The following is a 16,117-nucleotide window of genomic DNA, read 5'->3' as shown; positions in this document are numbered from 1 at the left end:
ATTACTTCCTAGTTTGATATTGGCCTTACAATATTATATTTTTCTCACCAATCCATGGAAGCTAAAATAGTTTTTTTTAAAATTTGACTATTTATGTAAAAAAAAGGTTCTGTCGCATCTGGGAATAACTTTTACAAATCTTTGCTAAGATATTGAAAAAATGATTTTTAATATTATGGAAAACCGTAAAAATAAAAGAAATATCTTTCTTTTATTGTAATTATAGTTTCAGTACTTAACACTTAAAATCATAAGTCACTTTTGGAAGTTCATCATTTAAAAAACTATTATACAGATAATTATATTTAAAATCAGTCAAATATTCATCTTCAATCTCATCCGCATATTCAGCAGAAAATTTATCCAACGCAAAAGATGAAAATATAAATTGATATTCCATTCTAAAACGTTCATAGTCTTCTACTAAACTCATGTACACTGTCTTTAAGTATCTTAGCTTAAGAACTTTATCATTTTTCTCCAGGCTAGATAGAGTTAAAAAATCAATACAATGTCTTATAAACTCTAAAGATGTAAAACCTAAACCTCGATTAGTTTTCCATTCGGGAAAAGATATATCCATGAAATGGATGATTTCTTTAAATAATTCTCTTTCGGAATATTCATCCATAAGTTTATAATATTGTTCCATAGTACATTGATGATTTGATTTTTTTTAAGTATAACTATCTAAGTATTAATCCTCTTTTTTTTTGGATTGAATCACCATTCGGTTTTATATTTTTTATTAAATTCTTTCAGTTCTTTTTTATACTGTTTAATGTCAAAATCATAGGGTAGAGTAATGGCGTTTAAAAAAGATTCTATTCGGTTATAAGTAATTAATAATTTAACTAAATTTTCAACTGAAAAATTATTTCCATTCTCAATAGAACTAACAGTTTTTCGGCTTATTCCAACTTCATCTTTGATGTCGCTTTGTATGAAATCCATATTTTGACGGAGCATTTCAAGTTTCTGACCAATTAGAATCATGTATTCTTCTAGGGATTTTATATCTTCCATTATGTAACGTTTAGGTTATAAATTAGCAAAACAATCAGTAATGAGTAATATCTTACTCATGTTTTTTCATGGGTTTATAGAGCAAGATTTAACGGATAAGTATAGTGCTATACGACTATAGTAATATAGCACTATATAAATAAATAAATAAATAAATAAATAAATAAATAAATAAATAAATAAAGAGCTTGCTTACTGTAATGGTTTACGTGATTCTGGTAGATAGTTCTCTGTAGCTATATCTTGAATTTTGAAAAAAACTTCTTTTATTTCCGCAAGACTTTTTAACAACATCTCAATTTCGATCTTGCTAAATGTACCCATTTTCCGTTCATTAAAACTTTTTATTAACTGGTTAAAGTTGTTTCCAATTCTTCTAACCTCTTCAATTAAGATGTCTTTTTGGATTCGAGCATCATTATTGAACGTTATTATTCTATATTTCTTTTTTTAAAGAATATCTCTAATCATAGTGTTCATATTCATATAATCACTCTCAGAAAACATTTTATCAATTTGTTCCGTTTCTAATTCAGTGAACAAAATTCTTTTCTCTTTAGTTCTCTTAACTTCTTTTTTGGGCCTACCGCCTTTATTAATATTACTCATAAACAAAAAGTTATATTTAAAATACGACTTTGGAGCATTTATCTTCCCGGAGGGCAAGGCGTTTTGATGCGTGAAAAGTAAAAATCGAAGATTTGATGTTTTTCACGGCATCGAAACACACCTCGCTATTTGACTATCTAATTAATCTTATTCCCCTTTGGTTAGCCATTCGTTTAAATCTTTGTGCTTATTGTACGTTTTTCTTAGGTCTAAAGAGTAAGGAAATTGCTCCAAAATTATAGCGGTATATTTACCTCCTGTATGATCATTATCCAAATACAATTCTATCTTTTTATATTCTTTTAGATGGACTAAATTTTTTATTAATAGGGCTGTAGAATTTAAAATCAGATAATCAGATTGCTCGAGTCTTTTATCACCGCTGATTTGCATAAATGATAGATAGTCAAAAAAACCTTCAAATATTCTTATTATTTTAGATTGGTTTGAAATTAGGCTGACATCTTTTTTTCCAATACATAGTTTAGCATATTTAGACCTGAGTTCAAAACCACCACTTCGGTTTTCAAAACCGATTGCAAAATATTTTTTATCGTTGATAGTGTAATGAACTTCTTTTAGATTGTTTTCATTGTGAAACTTTAAAATTTTCCTGCTTCTCAAATATTGAATTAAAGCTAAATGTTGAACTTCGATCACTTTTTCAATTTTAATGTTGCTTTCTACATTTACAGGACTTTCAAAAACTTGCTTTTGAAAAGAAAAAAAACTGTCGAATTTTTCAAGATAACTTAAAGCTTCGGAAACACTAAACCCAAATTTGAATATTACAAAATCAATAGCATTTCCACCCTTTTGTTCGCCATGATCAAAAAAACGATTTAGAGTTCTATTTAGTTTAAAAGAAGCAGTTTTTTCAATTCTAAAAGGAGACAAATACCAGCTTTCATTTTCATTTGATTTTGTCGGCATACATCCTAAATTTTCGAGTATTTTTTCTATCGGAATTTCTCTTGCTTGGGTCGAATTCATGTGTCTTTCTGTTTTAGGGTTAAGAAAGTGAAAATTTTGATGATTTGATGACAAGTTACTCTAAAGCTAATACTGGTAAGGGCTAAGGCTGTCATCAAAATATCATCAAATCATCAAAATTTGATGCTTTTTTTTATCTGTCATCATTTTATTGTCATCATTTTTATTTTTGATGACAAAATGATGACAGGTTTAAGTCTTATGAATAAAGGGCTGAGCTTATGCTGTCATCAAATCATCATTTTTTCGACCAAAAAATTTTTCAAAATAATATAATGTCTTCCTTTAGCTTGATTTTGATAAATATCCAAGTCATTTGTGACTGTGATTTTTTGGTACTTATTGGAGTTTGGTGAAGGTGATAATTTCCAGTTTTCTCTTATGATTTTTTTTATTTCAATAGCATCATATTTTATCTTAAACTTATTTAGAATATTAAGCAAATCAGAGATACTAAATTCTAATATTTCAATATCGATACTTTCCATTACATTCAATAAAGTACTTGCTATTTCATGCTCAATTTTACTTGATTTGTGAAGTACCAACTTTTCCAAAGCTTTAGTTTTAATTTGTTTTGGAGTAAACCACATTCGAGATTGATTCTCAGTTGACAATTTTCTATTTGTTAGAAAATATAGAAATGCAGGTATTTCTTCAATTAGTTTTTTCAAGAAATTAACATCCTCTTTTTTATATCGATGTACTTTAATAATCCAAAATCGAATTTCGTCAGCATCAATTTTGATAAATGAAGTTTCATTATTGGAGCACAATATGAATTTTCCAAAAAAGGAAGCTTCTTTTTTGTCCTTTCCTTTGGCTTCTGTTTTGTGTGTGTTGCTTGTAGAAAGATATTTTATACGTTCTGTAAGTTCATCGGTTTTAAATAGAACTTCATCAATACAAATTAAAAGCTTAGAACTCCAGTCAGAGTTGAAGTTTGATGTGAAGTCGCTATTTGTTAAGAAAGTCAGATTGTATTCGTAAATTTCTTTTAGCCACTTAAGAAAAGTTGATTTTCCTGTTGATCTTTCTTTACTTACTAAGCATAAAATAGGTAAAATTTGAGTTGGCTTAGAATAAATTAACTGTAAATAATCAATTCCTAATTCTAGCTGATCACCAAAAATATGAGTTAAAAAGGTAATCGTATTTGTAATATTACCTTCTATGGGTGACTTACTTATTTGGTGATAGGTGTTATAATAGTCCTGAACTCTTTTTTTAAAGAATTCAGGACGATTTTCAGGAATACAAATGAAACCATCAAATCTTTCGATTTCTGAAAGTGAATTTTTACCATGGTCTTGTCTAATCAATTCAGCTGACCAAATAACCAAAATCTCTATGAAATCTCCTGAAGGTAAAGGGTATAGGGATCTCTTAAAATAGGTAGTTCCTATTCTTAAATATATGTTTTTCATTATACAATATGGTTTTTATTGTATCTTTATGCGACACAATACGGTTAGAACTAAAATAAAGGCGTTACAATTCGGCGGAATTGGACGCTTTTATTTTTTAGTAGAATTAGTATAAGTAATAGCCTCGTTCTGAATCTGAGAAATAGATTTAGATTTGTTTTGGAGTAGCCATTCATCAATCTCTGATTTGGTGAAGAAGAGAGTTCTATTGTTTGGTTTTGAATAGGGAAGGATATTCATATGTACTAATTTATAGACATAACTTTTTGAGAATCCAGTATAGTTTACAACATCATCAACAGTGAAGATTTGTTTATTAGTCCCAATAATAAGTTTTTCTAAATGAGCTAATTTTTGAATAATAGCATTGCTTTCCATAAGTGTTTTGTTTTATCGTTATAGAAGCAAAAGTCAATAAAGCGTAATAGATAAATATTAATATATTAAGATCTTAATAATTTTTAATTTTTTCAAACATTGATTTCAAGGCGTTAATATCATCTCGATCTTTCATAAATTTACGATATTGTCCTATAGAAGCAGATACTCGACTAGCTTTTATTAGGCCATTTTTATTTGCAATTTTTGCAGAATACTCAATAGTTGATAATTGCATTTTTAAATTGAAATATAAATCAAGGAAATCGATGAAGTGCTTAAAAAGGATATGGTCCATTTCAAAGTAGATAATTGAATTATGACTTTTCCAGTCAAGTTGTAAAACATCAAGAAACTGATTGTATGTTGTTTTTTCTTGGTTAATGAACATTTCTTGCTCTAGCCCAAAATATATTTTTTTCAAAATCTTAGGATCTATTTCTAATCTGAAATTTTCACTACTAACATTAGGTTTTGATAGTGACGTAATCTTAGTGTTAATTCTATCACATAATTGCTGAGCCATATCGGCATAGTTATCTAAAGCAATTCTGATATCATTGATGTATATGAATCTTTTCATGTCAGTAATGTCATCTAAATTATCAATATAATCATAGAGACTGTAATTATTTAAATTCACTGGTTGTAAAATATCCTTATAGATGTAATCCAATAATACTAAAAGCTTATTAATATGAGTATCCTTGCCGTATTCTTTGGTGTTGACATAATGATTAACTAATGATTCAAGTCCTTTTTTGCAATTTAACTCAACATATGTTTCTGGAATAAATTTTTCATTATTAGGCGCAATAGTTTCTTGATCTAACCATGGTAAGGCAAATTGTTCAGATTCTTGAGTTTCTAAATGAATAAAAAAACAATTAAGGGTATTAGTTTCTATTTGATCAATAGGATGCCTAAATAATTTTTCTAGAATAAATAAGAATTGAGGCTCGTTCAGTTTAGAAAGTTTCTTTTTTATCAACAAATTATTGGTAGTGCAAAATGTTAGTGCGTCTCTAAATTGGCTTGAAATTTTGTGCTGTTTATTTTTAAGCTTAAAAAAAGAATGCAACATATGAATCAAGTATTAATGTTAGGGATTAAGTTAGCGGCTTCTTTCATCTTAGAATCAATGATTTTAGCGTAGATTTCTGTGGTTTTTAATTCCTTATGTCCTAATCGTTTTGAAACGGTATAAATGTCCGCTCCGTTCTCTAAAAGCAACACTGCATTGGTATGTCTGGCACTATGAAAGGTTATGTGTTTTGTTAATCCGGCTCGCATACACCATCTTAATATTTCGGCATTAAAATGAGCTCCGTATTTCAAGCCTTTGAAAACACGATCTAAAGGATTTTCTCTTTCTCCTAAAAGTTTTCTCGCTTCTGCAGAAATATATAAATATTCTACCCCGTCGGTTTTTTCTTGTCTAAAATTTACCCGACTAATATCTCCCTCATCTCTAACTTCTTTCCAAACTAGGGTATTAATATCAGACCACCTCAGGCCAACCAAACAGGAAAAAATGAATGCCCTTTTCAAAACATCATACTTACAATAAGCTTTACTCATAGCTACTAACTCGCCATAAGTTAGATATTCTCTTTGACTTTCTGCTTGCTCAAATCCTTTTACTTTTTTGACAGGATTTGTAGTGAGGTAACCATCTTCAAAAGCTGATCGTATCGCCGCTTTGAATTTATTATAGTATGAATATTTTGAGTTTTGAGATAGGGGTAGATCACTCTTGGTTTTAGCATCTTTATCCAGGTAATTCCGATATGCTTTTACAAATTCTTCATCTACTTCATTAAAAGTTATATTTGGACTGCAGAATCGTTTTAAATGTAGAAAAGAAGCTGTCCAGTTTCCGTAATTCTTTGGCGAATCAATTCGTTCTTCAGCTTGATTACTATAATATTCTAAAAATAATGTTTTAGATTTTGTATTGTTTTTAATATCAAATTTACCTTGAAAGTATTCAGCTTTTCTGATAGATAGTATCTGTTCACCTAATATCTCAATTTCTTTGTTTTCTTTCTTTTCAGTAGCCGTTTTAGGGTCTTGATGTGGATATAGTTTTAAGTATTCAAAATTCCTCAAATGCACACGCTTCCCATCTGCATTAGCAGTAGATCCTTTGTAGTATTCAAGATATAAACTATACTTACCGTTTTGTAATTTTTTCTTCTTTAAACTGATTATCATAAGTTGTACATTTTTACACCTTATTTTTGATAAGGTGTACAAAGAGTGTAACAAATGTACAAACTAAAGATAATATTAGAAAGTAAAAATCAAGCTAAATCAATGGTAGTCAAGTAGAAGAAAGTATTAGAAACTTAAAGAAAGTGGATTTACTTCCCGATGCAGAAATTAGCAAAAATATTCCCCAGCAATTCATCATTGGAAACCTGACCTGTAATCAACCCAAACTGATATAATGCTTCACGGATATCAAGTGCAATTAAGTCACTCGAAAGATTCGTTTCAAGACCAAATTTTACTTTTTGTATTTCATCTAAAGCTTTTAGTAACGAATCATAATGTCTTGTATTGGTAACAATTGTTTCATTGTTTCTAAGAGCACCGGTATTGACAAAAGAAAGCAATTCATTCTTCAAATCTTCAACACCAATTTTCTCTTTTGCAGAAATTTTCAAAAGTTTCAGGTTTAAAGTTTCAAGTTTCTCATTAATCAATCTAAGCTCATTGTCATCTAACAAATCAACTTTATTTACAACAACTAATATCGGTTTTAAAGGATATTTATTTTTAACTTTTTCAATTTCCAGAATATAGTCAGAACCTGAAACCTGAAACTTGAAACCGTCAAACAAAAATATAACAACCTGCGCTTGTTCAATTTTTTCGAAAGTTTTCTTAATTCCGATGCTTTCAACAACATCCTTAGTTTCACGAATTCCTGCTGTATCAATAAATCTGAAACCAATTCCGCCAATTACCAACTCATCCTCAATGGTATCACGGGTTGTTCCCGCAATGTCTGAAACGATAGCGCGTTCTTCGTTTAATAAAGCATTTAACAAAGTTGATTTCCCTACGTTTGGTTCTCCCACAATAGCAACTGGAATTCCGTTTTTAATCACATTTCCAACAGCAAAAGAGTCTATTAAACGTTTTAAGACAAATTCAATCCTGTTTAATAATTCATGAAATTGAGTTCTGTCTGCAAATTCTACATCTTCTTCTGCAAAATCCAATTCCAGTTCTATCAAAGAAGCGAAGTTCAAAAGCTCTTCACGTAATTTGGCAATTTCATTACTAAAACCGCCACGCATTTGCTGCATGGCAATTTGATGCGAAGCTTCATTGTCAGACGAAATCAAATCAGCAACTGCTTCTGCTTGTGATAAGTCAAGTTTTCCGTTTAGAAAAGCCCTCAGCGTAAATTCACCGGCATCCGCCATTCTGCAGCCTTTTCGCAGTAATAATTGAATAATTTGCTGCTGAATATAAGTAGAGCCATGGCAGGAGATTTCGACAGTATTTTCGCCGGTATACGAATTTGGCCCTTTAAAAACAGAAACCAATACTTCGTCAAGTGTTTTTGAACCATCAACAATATGTCCTAAATGCAAAGTATGTGTTTTTTGCTTAGTTAAGTCTTTGTCTTTTATGGATTTAAAAACCGAATTTCCGATTGCAATTGCTTCAGAACCTGAAATTCGAATTATAGCAATCGCCCCGGCTCCGGACGGAGTAGCCAATGCAACTATAGAATCTTGATTTATCATGGTGCAAAGGTATAAAAAAAGCCATAAAGTTGTGTCTCCGAAGTCTCGTTCTGTATATGTTCTGTAATTGTCGGCAATTCATTTATTAAGAATTTATTAAATGTTAAAATACTGATAATTGTCAGAGTATTTTGTTTTTAGAATGACTAAATTTGAGAGAACAACTTCTAAATCCGAATCAAAATGAAAAAAATATTATTCCCCACCGATTTTTCTGAATCTGCAACAAATGCATTTGTACATGCTTTAGAATTTGCTAAAATTGTCAACGCCGAACTTATTTTACTGCATACTTTCGAGATTCCGGTTTATGACAGTCAGTTTTTTCCCGAGAACTATGCCGCGATTTACAGTTCTATTGAATTGGCAAAATTTGAAATGTTCAAAGATGAAATTCCAAAATTAAGAACCATCGCAGACGAGCGAAACTTAGGTGATATTGTAATAAAACATCGCCTGATGGATGGTGATTTGATTTATAATCTAAAAAATGCCGTAGAAGAAGATAAAGTAGATTTTGTTATTATGGGTACGTCAGGAGTCACAGACTGGACTAAATTCTTTCTTGGTTCAAATACAAATGCCGTAATTTCAGAAATTAAAGTTCCTGTTTTATGTATTCCTGCAGATGCAAAATATAAAAAAATAAAAACAATTGGATTTACAACCCGTTATCGTGAAAAAGATAAAGCAGAGCTAAGAAAAGTACTCAATATTGCTCGAAAAACAAATGCAAAAGTAAAAAGCTTATATGTAAAAACAACAAGTACAGATGTTGCGGATACAACTATCAAAGAATGGGAAAAAGAGTTTGCCAATGAAAATGTTGAGTTTCTCGTTCTGCCAAGTGACGAAGTAAAAGAAACAATTCTTGATTTTATATTGTATAAAGATATCGACGTGTTAACAACGATAACACACAAAAGATCTTTCTTTGAGAGTTTATTTGAGTCCAGCTTTACTAAAAAAATAGCCAAAGAAGTTTCGATTCCTGTTTTAGTAATGCATGAAACATAAAATCTGCTAAAGTTTGATAGTAAAATGCTAGGTGTAAAAGCTATATTTGTATTTCATTTAAATCTAAGAAATGGAAGCATATCAAAATAAAGTTAAGCATTACACTACAATTTTTCATAAAATCAACAAGAGATACAACAGCATTAGTATTCTGCGTCTTTTAAGTATTTTTCTTTGCCTGTTTTTATTGTTCTATTATATAAAAACCAATGAGATTCTTTATGCAGTTTTTGCTTTTCTGTCTTTTGTTGGTTTTCTTTTTTTAATGAGAATTCATTCACGCCTATCTTTTCAGAAAGAGCTTACAACAGCAATTCTGAAACTGAATCAAAACGAAATCACGTATTTAAAAAGAGAAAAAATACCTTTTGAAAACGGAATTGAATTCAATGATTTTCATCATCCGTATGCTTACGATTTAGATATTTTTGGAGAACATTCTTTATTTCAGAATACAAACAGAACCGCCACTTTTATCGGAAAAAAAACATTGGCAAATCAATTGTTAAACTTGTTGCCCAATGAAACAATTCTCGAAAATCAGGAAGCAATCAATGAGCTTAAATCTAAAATCGACTGGCGTCAGGATTTCCTTGCTCTTGCAATGATCAGCAACGATTCTAAAAATTCGTATGATTCGTTACTTTATTGGAATTCATTTAAAAATAATACCTTACCTAAAGTTTTAGTTGCGTTATCTGTTATTCTTCCAACGTTGTTTTTAGGATTTTTAGTAGCTTATTTTATTACTTCAAAAACTATTTTATTGTCTTACCTGACGTATATTTTTATTGCGAATCTAATTGTTTTAGGGCAGTCATTCAAAAGGATTCAATCTGAAATCGCCAAAGCGGACAACGTAGATAAAATCATTAAACAATACAGTTTATTAGTTCAGAAAATTGAAACGGAAACTTTTCAATCCAAAAAATTAATCGATTTACAGCAACAGTTAATTTTTAAAAATGCTACCGCCAGCAAACATTTAAAAGACTTGTCTGAATTGTTTTCGAGAATGGATACGATTAATAATCTTGTAACAGCAGTTGTATTTAATGGCTCGTTTTTATTTAATCTTCATGTTTTGAAATCGCTTTTAAAATGGAAAGACAATTATTCGACCGAATTGGAAAAATGGATTGCTATTATTGGTGAATTTGAAGCCTTAAATAGCCTTGCGAATCTGGCGTACAATAATCCTGATTTTGTTTTCCCGAAAATCAATTCAGAATATAAAATCGGATTTTCTGATTTAAGCCATCCTTTATTAAATCCGGCAACCAGAGTAGGGAACGATACTCATTTTTATCCAGAATCGTTTATGATCTTGACAGGATCTAATATGTCCGGAAAAAGTACTTTTTTACGAAGTTTGGGCATCAATATGGTCTTAGGAGGAGTAGGTTCAGTTGTTTGTGCTAAAGAAGCTAATATTCATCCACTTCCAGTTTTAGTTTCAATGCGATTGTCGGATTCTTTAGCAGATAGCGAATCTTACTTTTTTGCCGAAATCAAGCGTTTAAAACAAATTATGGATGCGTTGGAAGATCAGCCTGCTTTTGTTTTGTTAGATGAAATATTAAGAGGTACAAACTCTGATGACAAACGAAACGGAACTATCGAAGTCGTGAAAAAGGTCATTGCTAAAAATGCAATTGGAGCCATAGCAACGCATGATATCGAGGTTTGTTTAACAACAAATGAATATCCGGATACATTAACCAATCAATGTTTTGAAGTAGAAATTCAAAATAACGAGCTTCATTTCGACTACAAACTCCGAAGCGGAATCTGTAAAAACAAAAGCGCTACTTTCTTAATGCAGAAAATGGGAGTGATTTAGGAGTGTGGATTTTAGAGTAAAGAGTAAAGAGAATAGATAGATTTGACTTGGTTTGTCAATGTGAGCGAAGTCGAAGAACTAACAATTTTTTATCAGTTTGTCATCATGAGGAACGAGGGATCTCCACAAGTAGTGCTACAAAGTTTGGAGATCCTTCGTTCCTCAGAATGATAAGATCATTTATTTCAATACTTCTTTTATAGTATTCACAAAAGCTTCAACGGGCTGAGCGCCTGATACTGCATATTTTCGGTTAAAAACGAAAAAAGGAACACCTTGTACGCCAATTTCCTGCGCTTCGGTGATATCATTTTGAACATCTTTTAAAAATAACGCTTCATCTTTTAGAACTTGTAAAACCAGATCCTGATCTAAGCCAGCTTTTACAGCTAATTCTATTAAGGTTGGCCCATCATTTAAATCTCTTCCTTCAGTAAAATATGCCTTAAAGAAAATCTCTTCCATTGCATCGCTTAGTTTTTTAGTCTTAGCCAGTTGTATAATGCGATGTGCAGTTAATGAATTTGAGATAATAGCTTTGTCAAAATGATAGTCCAAACCAACACTTTTTGCGCGTTCTGTGACACCTTTGTGCATTTCTACAGACTGCTCGACAGAAATACCTTTTCTCTCAGCTAAAAACGTATAAACGTCTTTATCTGATTGTGGCGTGATCGTTGGGTCAAGTTGAAAACTTTTCCATTCAATTTCAAATTCACCATCCGGAAACTCAGCTAAAGCTGTTTCCAGTTGTCTTTTTCCGATATAACAAAACGGACACATGATGTCCGACCAAATTTCTATTTTCATAGTACAAAGTTATAAAAATTGTTTCAAGTTTTTATTTGTTTCAGGTTTCAGGTTTTCTTGCATTGTGTGGATTTTACCGCAAAGCACGCAAGAATCTTTTTATTGGGCTGAAAATAATCTCGCAAAGACGCAAGGACGCAAAGTTTATCTTGATAACGTCTGCATCTTATTTAGGCTAACCAAAGAATGAGAGTATGAGTTTAAAAAACTTTGCAACTCTGCGAGATTAAAAAAGTGTAACTTATAAATTAACTTTACAAAAATAGAAGTTCGCAAAGTTTTTTCACTCAAAACTTTGCGAACTTTGCGTTTGTAGACGTTAACGCTAGAAAAAACTTTGCGTGCTTTGCGGTAAAATCCACACAATCCACACAATTCAGGAAAAACCTGAAACCTGAAACTTGAAACAAAAAAAACTTTCCCACAATAAAAAACCGCAAATCTTAAAAAAAGAATTGCGGTTTCTAGGTATAAAAAATGGTTGGTTAATAGCGTTGTTATTTTTTTTTACAATGATATGTCTTTAATTTGAAACTAAAAAAGATCCCTGTAACAAAAAGAACTTTTGATGTTAACTATTTAACATCACGGGCATTACCAACATTGTAACAGTTTCACCTTCTTCTAAACCATCTACTGGTGTTAAAATTCCGGCTCTGTTAGGTAATGACATCTCTAACATAATCATATCTGATTGCAGGTTAGTCAGCATTTCTGTTAGAAAACGAGAGTTAAAACCAATCTGAAGATCGTCTCCCTGATAATCACATGTCAGTCTTTCTTCCGCTTTATTAGAGTAATCGATATCTTCAGCAGAAACATTCAATTCAGCTCCGGCAATTTTTAGACGAATTTGGTGTGTTGTTTTGTTAGAGAAAATCGCAACACGTTTAACAGAGCTTAAAAATAAAGAACGGTCAATCATTAATTTGTTTGGATTTTCTTTTGGAATTACCGCTTCATAATTAGGGTATTTTCCATCAATCAAACGACACATTAAGATATAGTTGTCAAATGAGAAAGTCGCATTTGAATCGTTGTATTCAATTTTTACTTCAGCATCAGAACTTCCTAAAATACTTTTCAAAATATTCAAAGGTTTCTTTGGCATAATAAAATCAGCCACCTGAGATGCTTTTACATCTGTACGGGCATATTTTACCAATTTGTGAGCGTCTGTAGCAACAAAAGTCAATCCTTCCGGTGAGAACTGGAAGAAAACTCCTGACATTACCGGACGTAAATCATCATTTCCGGCAGCAAAGATTGTTTTGCTTACTGCAGTTGCTAAAACATCAGCAGGAACAAGCGTTACAGAAGGATCTTCAAGACTTACAGATTTAGGAAATTCTTCACCTGCAGCATATGCTAAAGCATATTTTCCTGAGTTTGAACTGATCTCAACCGTATTGTTTTCTTCAACTGTAAAAGTTAAAGGCTGTTCCGGGAACGTTTTTAAAATTTCAAGCAAAAGTTTTGCAGGTACAGCAACACTTCCTTTACTTGTAGAATCGATTGATAATGTAGCAGACATCGTAGTTTCAAGATCCGAAGCCGAAACTGTCAACTCATTATTGTCTAGTTCAAATAAAAAGTTATCTAAAATAGGCAACGTATTGTTACTGTTGATTACACTACCTAAAACTTGTAATTGTTTTAATAAGTACGAACTCGATACTATAAATTTCATCTCTTTTGTTTTATTTTTTTGCTCTTTCACTTAGTTTTTCTGCAACTAAGATAGGTTTTACAAATATATCGTAAACAATCTTAGTTTCGCAATTTTTTTATTAACATCTATTTGCTGTATTTTCTTTTACGAATGTAAGTAAATGCTAATCCAAAAACCAATAAAATTAGAATTGGAAGTCCGATAGTTATGAATTGTGTCAGGCTATAATTTTCGTAAACTTTGTTCTTGTCTAATAAAGGTAAATTGACATCTTTACTTCTAATGTTAATAAGTCCGGTATCATCCAGTAAATAATTAACGCAATTCATCATAAAATCTTTGTTGTCATATAAGTTTCCGGTGCGCTGATCATAACCCAATTCAACCGGCATCATATTTTTATCCAGCTGATTCCTTGCCAGGTCTCCATCAGCAATGACAATCATCTTGTTTGGTTTTCCTTTTACTAAAAATGAATTTTCTTTAAAAGGCAAAACACGATTCTCAAAAGCAGAATGAAAAGAACCCTCCAATAAAACAGAAAGCGGGATGTTTCCTTTGTTGAGATAATCCTGAGGAGAAGTTTCTTCTGTAACGCTGTTTAAGGTAATTTCTGTAGGAGTTCCAATTGCTTTCGAATATTGAGACGATTGCAATAAAACTGTTTTTTTAATTCCGTTCTTTAAAGTATCAATCGAACTTGCGAAATCAAATTTGATTTCGCCTAAGTTTTTTACAATCGGATTACTGCTGGTTGGCACTACAACCGGAGCAAACTTCCAGATAAATTCCTGATATTGTGTTGCACTTCCTTGTTCGCCTGTCGCCAATTTCAACTTGCTTCCTCGTTCATCTTTTACCAGATCAGGATTAATTCTGAATCCGTATTTAAAGAACATATCGTTTAAATTCAAATCTCTTGGATACGCAAGAGTTGTGCCTGACTGGTTATACAAACTGTCCATGTCAGCTGCAACCTGATCGATCAGCCATAATGTTTTACCGCCATTCATGATAAACTGATCTAAAACCTGTTTTTCCTCATCAGAGAAAGATTCAGTTGGTTTTGAAATAATCGCTAAATCATATTTTTTTAAGGTGTCTAAAGTTCCGCTTGGGTTCTTCGCTACAGAATCTAACGTGAAAGGACCTATATAATAGCTCTCACGAATTTGCATCAGCATTTTTGCTATATGAGCTTCTTTTAGTTCTCCATTTCCTTTGATGATCGCAACCTTTTTTTGCCTGTCTTTGCTGATTTTGTTAATCGCATCGGCAATCGAATATTCTAAATGCTGAATTGATCCAATTACTTTTTGAGTGGTCGAAGTTCCCATTATGTTCTTCAATAAAGGAATATTGACTTCTTTATTGTTGTAAACCGCAATCGCCCAGGGAAAAACCATTGCCTGAGATTGTTTTCCTTTGTCATCAACAGTGATATTGATTGGCGTAAGACCTTTTTGATATAACGATTTTATAACATCCATACTTTCGTCTTCGTTTTCCATTGGGTTAACGAATTCGAAAACGATATTACTGTTATAGGCCTGGAATTCTTCGAGTAATTGTCTGGTTTCCTGTTGTAAACGTTTGAAATCTGCTGGTAAATCACCCTGCATATAGATCTTAATCGATAACGGATTTTTAACCTGTTTTACAATTTGCAGAGAGGTTTCGGATAAAGTGTATCGTTTGTCTTTGGTTAAATCGAATCGGTGAAAAAATAAACTTCCTAATACATTTAAAACGATTAAAACAAAAAGAGTAATGGCTAATGTTTTGATATTTTGCTGAGTAGATGCTTTCATTACGCTTTAAAAGATTTTAATTGATAAACAGTAAAAGACAGAAACAACACTGTTATGCTCAGAAAGTAAATAACATCACGAGTATCGATAACGCCCCGACTCATACTTTTAAAATGGTCCTGCATACCCAGCGCCGAAATAATAGTTGACGATCCCGGAATCAGTGAAGACAAACCTTCAAACCCGAAATAAAAGATAAAACACAGAAAAACGGATATGATAAAAGCTACAATCTGATTTTCTGAAAGGGTAGAAGTAAAGATGCCGATCGCAGAATAAGCTGCAATCAAAAACAATAATCCGAAATAAGAGCCAATTGTGCTTCCCATGTCAATATTTCCTTCAGGAGAACCCAAATCTGAAATTACTTTTACATATATAAAGGTTGGGATAATTGCCAGAATAATTAATAGGAACGAACCTAAAAATTTTCCGTTTACAATTTGCCAGATCGATAATGGTTTCGTCAAAAGCAATTCTAATGTTCCTTGTTTTTTTTCGTCAGAAAAACTTCTCATGGTAACGGCCGGAATAAGGAAAATTAAAATCCAGGGCGCTAAAGTGAAAAACGGAGTCAAATCAGCGTAACCCGTGTTCAGTATATTGTAATCTCCTTGAAAAACCCATAAAAATAGTCCGTTGCTAATTAAGAAAATAGCGATGACCAAATAGCCAATAGGAGAGCCAAAAAAGGATTTTATTTCTCGTAAAATGATTGATTTCATGTAACTTATTTTTGTTTCAAGTTTTTTTTGTTTCAGGTT

16 protein-coding genes are annotated in these 16,117 nt (G+C 31.6%); 2 read left to right on the top strand and 14 right to left on the bottom strand.

The features are described 5' to 3' along the window. Window positions 1–235: 235 nt before the first annotated feature. From B0A67_RS01290 to mnmE, 10 genes are all read right to left on the bottom strand, one after another. On the bottom strand, window positions 236–652 hold the full coding sequence (locus tag B0A67_RS01290) for a hypothetical protein (protein WP_072958551.1): 417 nt from the start codon (window positions 650–652) through the stop codon (window positions 236–238). Between the two features lie 71 nt (window positions 653–723). Further along, window positions 724–1,026, bottom strand: a complete 303-nt coding sequence (locus tag B0A67_RS01285; RefSeq protein ID WP_072958554.1) for a helix-turn-helix domain-containing protein — start codon at window positions 1,024–1,026, stop codon at window positions 724–726. Window positions 1,027–1,218: 192 nt separating this feature from the next. Continuing rightward, a complete protein-coding gene (gene mobC, locus B0A67_RS25380) occupies window positions 1,219–1,416 on the bottom strand; it encodes a plasmid mobilization relaxosome protein MobC (RefSeq protein ID WP_394364329.1) in 198 nt (65 codons plus the stop codon). Between the two features lie 60 nt (window positions 1,417–1,476). Beyond that, entirely contained in the window at window positions 1,477–1,635 is a 159-nt protein-coding gene (locus B0A67_RS24870; protein ID WP_207557293.1) for a hypothetical protein, read from the bottom strand. Between the two features lie 147 nt (window positions 1,636–1,782). Next, window positions 1,783–2,628: a toprim domain-containing protein gene (locus tag B0A67_RS01275; protein ID WP_072958558.1), complete on the bottom strand. Its 846-nt coding sequence runs from the start codon at window positions 2,626–2,628 to the stop codon at window positions 1,783–1,785. 230 nt (window positions 2,629–2,858) lie between these two features. Next, window positions 2,859–4,055, bottom strand: coding sequence for a primase-helicase family protein (locus B0A67_RS01270; RefSeq protein ID WP_072958561.1), 1,197 nt, complete (start codon window positions 4,053–4,055; stop codon window positions 2,859–2,861). A gap of 90 nt (window positions 4,056–4,145) precedes the next feature. Further along, window positions 4,146–4,433, bottom strand: coding sequence for a helix-turn-helix transcriptional regulator (locus tag B0A67_RS01265; RefSeq protein ID WP_072958564.1), 288 nt, complete (start codon window positions 4,431–4,433; stop codon window positions 4,146–4,148). A 73-nt stretch (window positions 4,434–4,506) separates the two neighbouring features. Continuing rightward, window positions 4,507–5,517 (bottom strand): hypothetical protein, encoded by a 1,011-nt coding sequence (locus B0A67_RS01260; RefSeq protein ID WP_123887323.1) that lies wholly within the window; start codon window positions 5,515–5,517, stop codon window positions 4,507–4,509. Window positions 5,518–5,522: 5 nt separating this feature from the next. Continuing rightward, window positions 5,523–6,650, bottom strand: coding sequence for a site-specific integrase (locus tag B0A67_RS01255; RefSeq protein WP_072958571.1), 1,128 nt, complete (start codon window positions 6,648–6,650; stop codon window positions 5,523–5,525). A gap of 149 nt (window positions 6,651–6,799) precedes the next feature. Next, entirely contained in the window at window positions 6,800–8,200 is a 1,401-nt protein-coding gene (mnmE, locus tag B0A67_RS01250; protein WP_072958576.1) for a tRNA uridine-5-carboxymethylaminomethyl(34) synthesis GTPase MnmE, read from the bottom strand. 183 nt (window positions 8,201–8,383) lie between these two features. On the opposite strand from mnmE, the gene B0A67_RS01245 reads away from it, so the two are divergent. Together B0A67_RS01245 and B0A67_RS01240 are read left to right on the top strand one after the other, a co-directional pair. Continuing rightward, window positions 8,384–9,217, top strand: coding sequence for a universal stress protein (locus B0A67_RS01245; protein WP_072958581.1), 834 nt, complete (start codon window positions 8,384–8,386; stop codon window positions 9,215–9,217). A gap of 70 nt (window positions 9,218–9,287) precedes the next feature. Continuing rightward, window positions 9,288–11,060 (top strand): MutS-related protein, encoded by a 1,773-nt coding sequence (locus tag B0A67_RS01240; RefSeq protein ID WP_072958584.1) that lies wholly within the window; start codon window positions 9,288–9,290, stop codon window positions 11,058–11,060. Window positions 11,061–11,240: 180 nt separating this feature from the next. On the opposite strand, the gene B0A67_RS01235 is transcribed toward B0A67_RS01240, so the two are convergent. The 4 genes from B0A67_RS01235 to gldF form a co-directional block, all read right to left on the bottom strand. Continuing rightward, on the bottom strand, window positions 11,241–11,870 hold the full coding sequence (locus B0A67_RS01235) for a DsbA family oxidoreductase (RefSeq protein ID WP_072958588.1): 630 nt from the start codon (window positions 11,868–11,870) through the stop codon (window positions 11,241–11,243). A gap of 571 nt (window positions 11,871–12,441) precedes the next feature. After that, window positions 12,442–13,560 (bottom strand): DNA polymerase III subunit beta, encoded by a 1,119-nt coding sequence (gene dnaN / locus B0A67_RS01230; protein WP_072958716.1) that lies wholly within the window; start codon window positions 13,558–13,560, stop codon window positions 12,442–12,444. Window positions 13,561–13,667: 107 nt separating this feature from the next. Beyond that, the gene (gene gldG, locus B0A67_RS01225) at window positions 13,668–15,353 is read right to left on the bottom strand and encodes a gliding motility-associated ABC transporter substrate-binding protein GldG (protein WP_072958591.1); all 1,686 of its coding nucleotides are present in this window, start codon (window positions 15,351–15,353) and stop codon (window positions 13,668–13,670) included. After that, window positions 15,353–16,078, bottom strand: a complete 726-nt coding sequence (gldF, locus tag B0A67_RS01220; protein ID WP_072958594.1) for a gliding motility-associated ABC transporter permease subunit GldF — start codon at window positions 16,076–16,078, stop codon at window positions 15,353–15,355. The genes gldG and gldF overlap by 1 nt, the downstream gene beginning before the upstream one ends. Window positions 16,079–16,117 lie beyond the last annotated feature (39 nt).

The sequence above is a fragment of the Flavobacterium aquidurense genome (assembly GCF_002217195.1).
Classification (GTDB): domain Bacteria; phylum Bacteroidota; class Bacteroidia; order Flavobacteriales; family Flavobacteriaceae; genus Flavobacterium; species Flavobacterium frigidimaris.
This window is presented reverse-complemented; position numbering and strand designations above follow the sequence as displayed.

Excerpts from the sequence above, each read along its gene's own strand:
- gldF (WP_072958594.1), bottom strand. The coding sequence starts at position 16,078 with ATGAAATCAATCATTTTACGAGAAATAAAATCCTTTTTTGGCTCTCCT.
- mnmE (WP_072958576.1), bottom strand. The coding sequence starts at position 8,200 with ATGATAAATCAAGATTCTATAGTTGCATTGGCTACTCCGTCCGGAGCC.
- B0A67_RS24870 (WP_207557293.1), bottom strand. The coding sequence starts at position 1,635 with ATGAGTAATATTAATAAAGGCGGTAGGCCCAAAAAAGAAGTTAAGAGA.
- B0A67_RS01260 (WP_123887323.1), bottom strand. The coding sequence starts at position 5,517 with ATGTTGCATTCTTTTTTTAAGCTTAAAAATAAACAGCACAAAATTTCA.
- B0A67_RS01240 (WP_072958584.1), top strand. The coding sequence starts at position 9,288 with ATGGAAGCATATCAAAATAAAGTTAAGCATTACACTACAATTTTTCAT.
- B0A67_RS01235 (WP_072958588.1), bottom strand. The coding sequence starts at position 11,870 with ATGAAAATAGAAATTTGGTCGGACATCATGTGTCCGTTTTGTTATATC.
- B0A67_RS01275 (WP_072958558.1), bottom strand. The coding sequence starts at position 2,628 with ATGAATTCGACCCAAGCAAGAGAAATTCCGATAGAAAAAATACTCGAA.
- B0A67_RS01265 (WP_072958564.1), bottom strand. The coding sequence starts at position 4,433 with ATGGAAAGCAATGCTATTATTCAAAAATTAGCTCATTTAGAAAAACTT.
- B0A67_RS01245 (WP_072958581.1), top strand. The coding sequence starts at position 8,384 with ATGAAAAAAATATTATTCCCCACCGATTTTTCTGAATCTGCAACAAAT.
- dnaN (WP_072958716.1), bottom strand. The coding sequence starts at position 13,560 with ATGAAATTTATAGTATCGAGTTCGTACTTATTAAAACAATTACAAGTT.
- B0A67_RS01255 (WP_072958571.1), bottom strand. The coding sequence starts at position 6,650 with ATGATAATCAGTTTAAAGAAGAAAAAATTACAAAACGGTAAGTATAGT.
- B0A67_RS01270 (WP_072958561.1), bottom strand. The coding sequence starts at position 4,055 with ATGAAAAACATATATTTAAGAATAGGAACTACCTATTTTAAGAGATCC.
- gldG (WP_072958591.1), bottom strand. The coding sequence starts at position 15,353 with ATGAAAGCATCTACTCAGCAAAATATCAAAACATTAGCCATTACTCTT.
- B0A67_RS01290 (WP_072958551.1), bottom strand. The coding sequence starts at position 652 with ATGGAACAATATTATAAACTTATGGATGAATATTCCGAAAGAGAATTA.
- B0A67_RS01285 (WP_072958554.1), bottom strand. The coding sequence starts at position 1,026 with ATGGAAGATATAAAATCCCTAGAAGAATACATGATTCTAATTGGTCAG.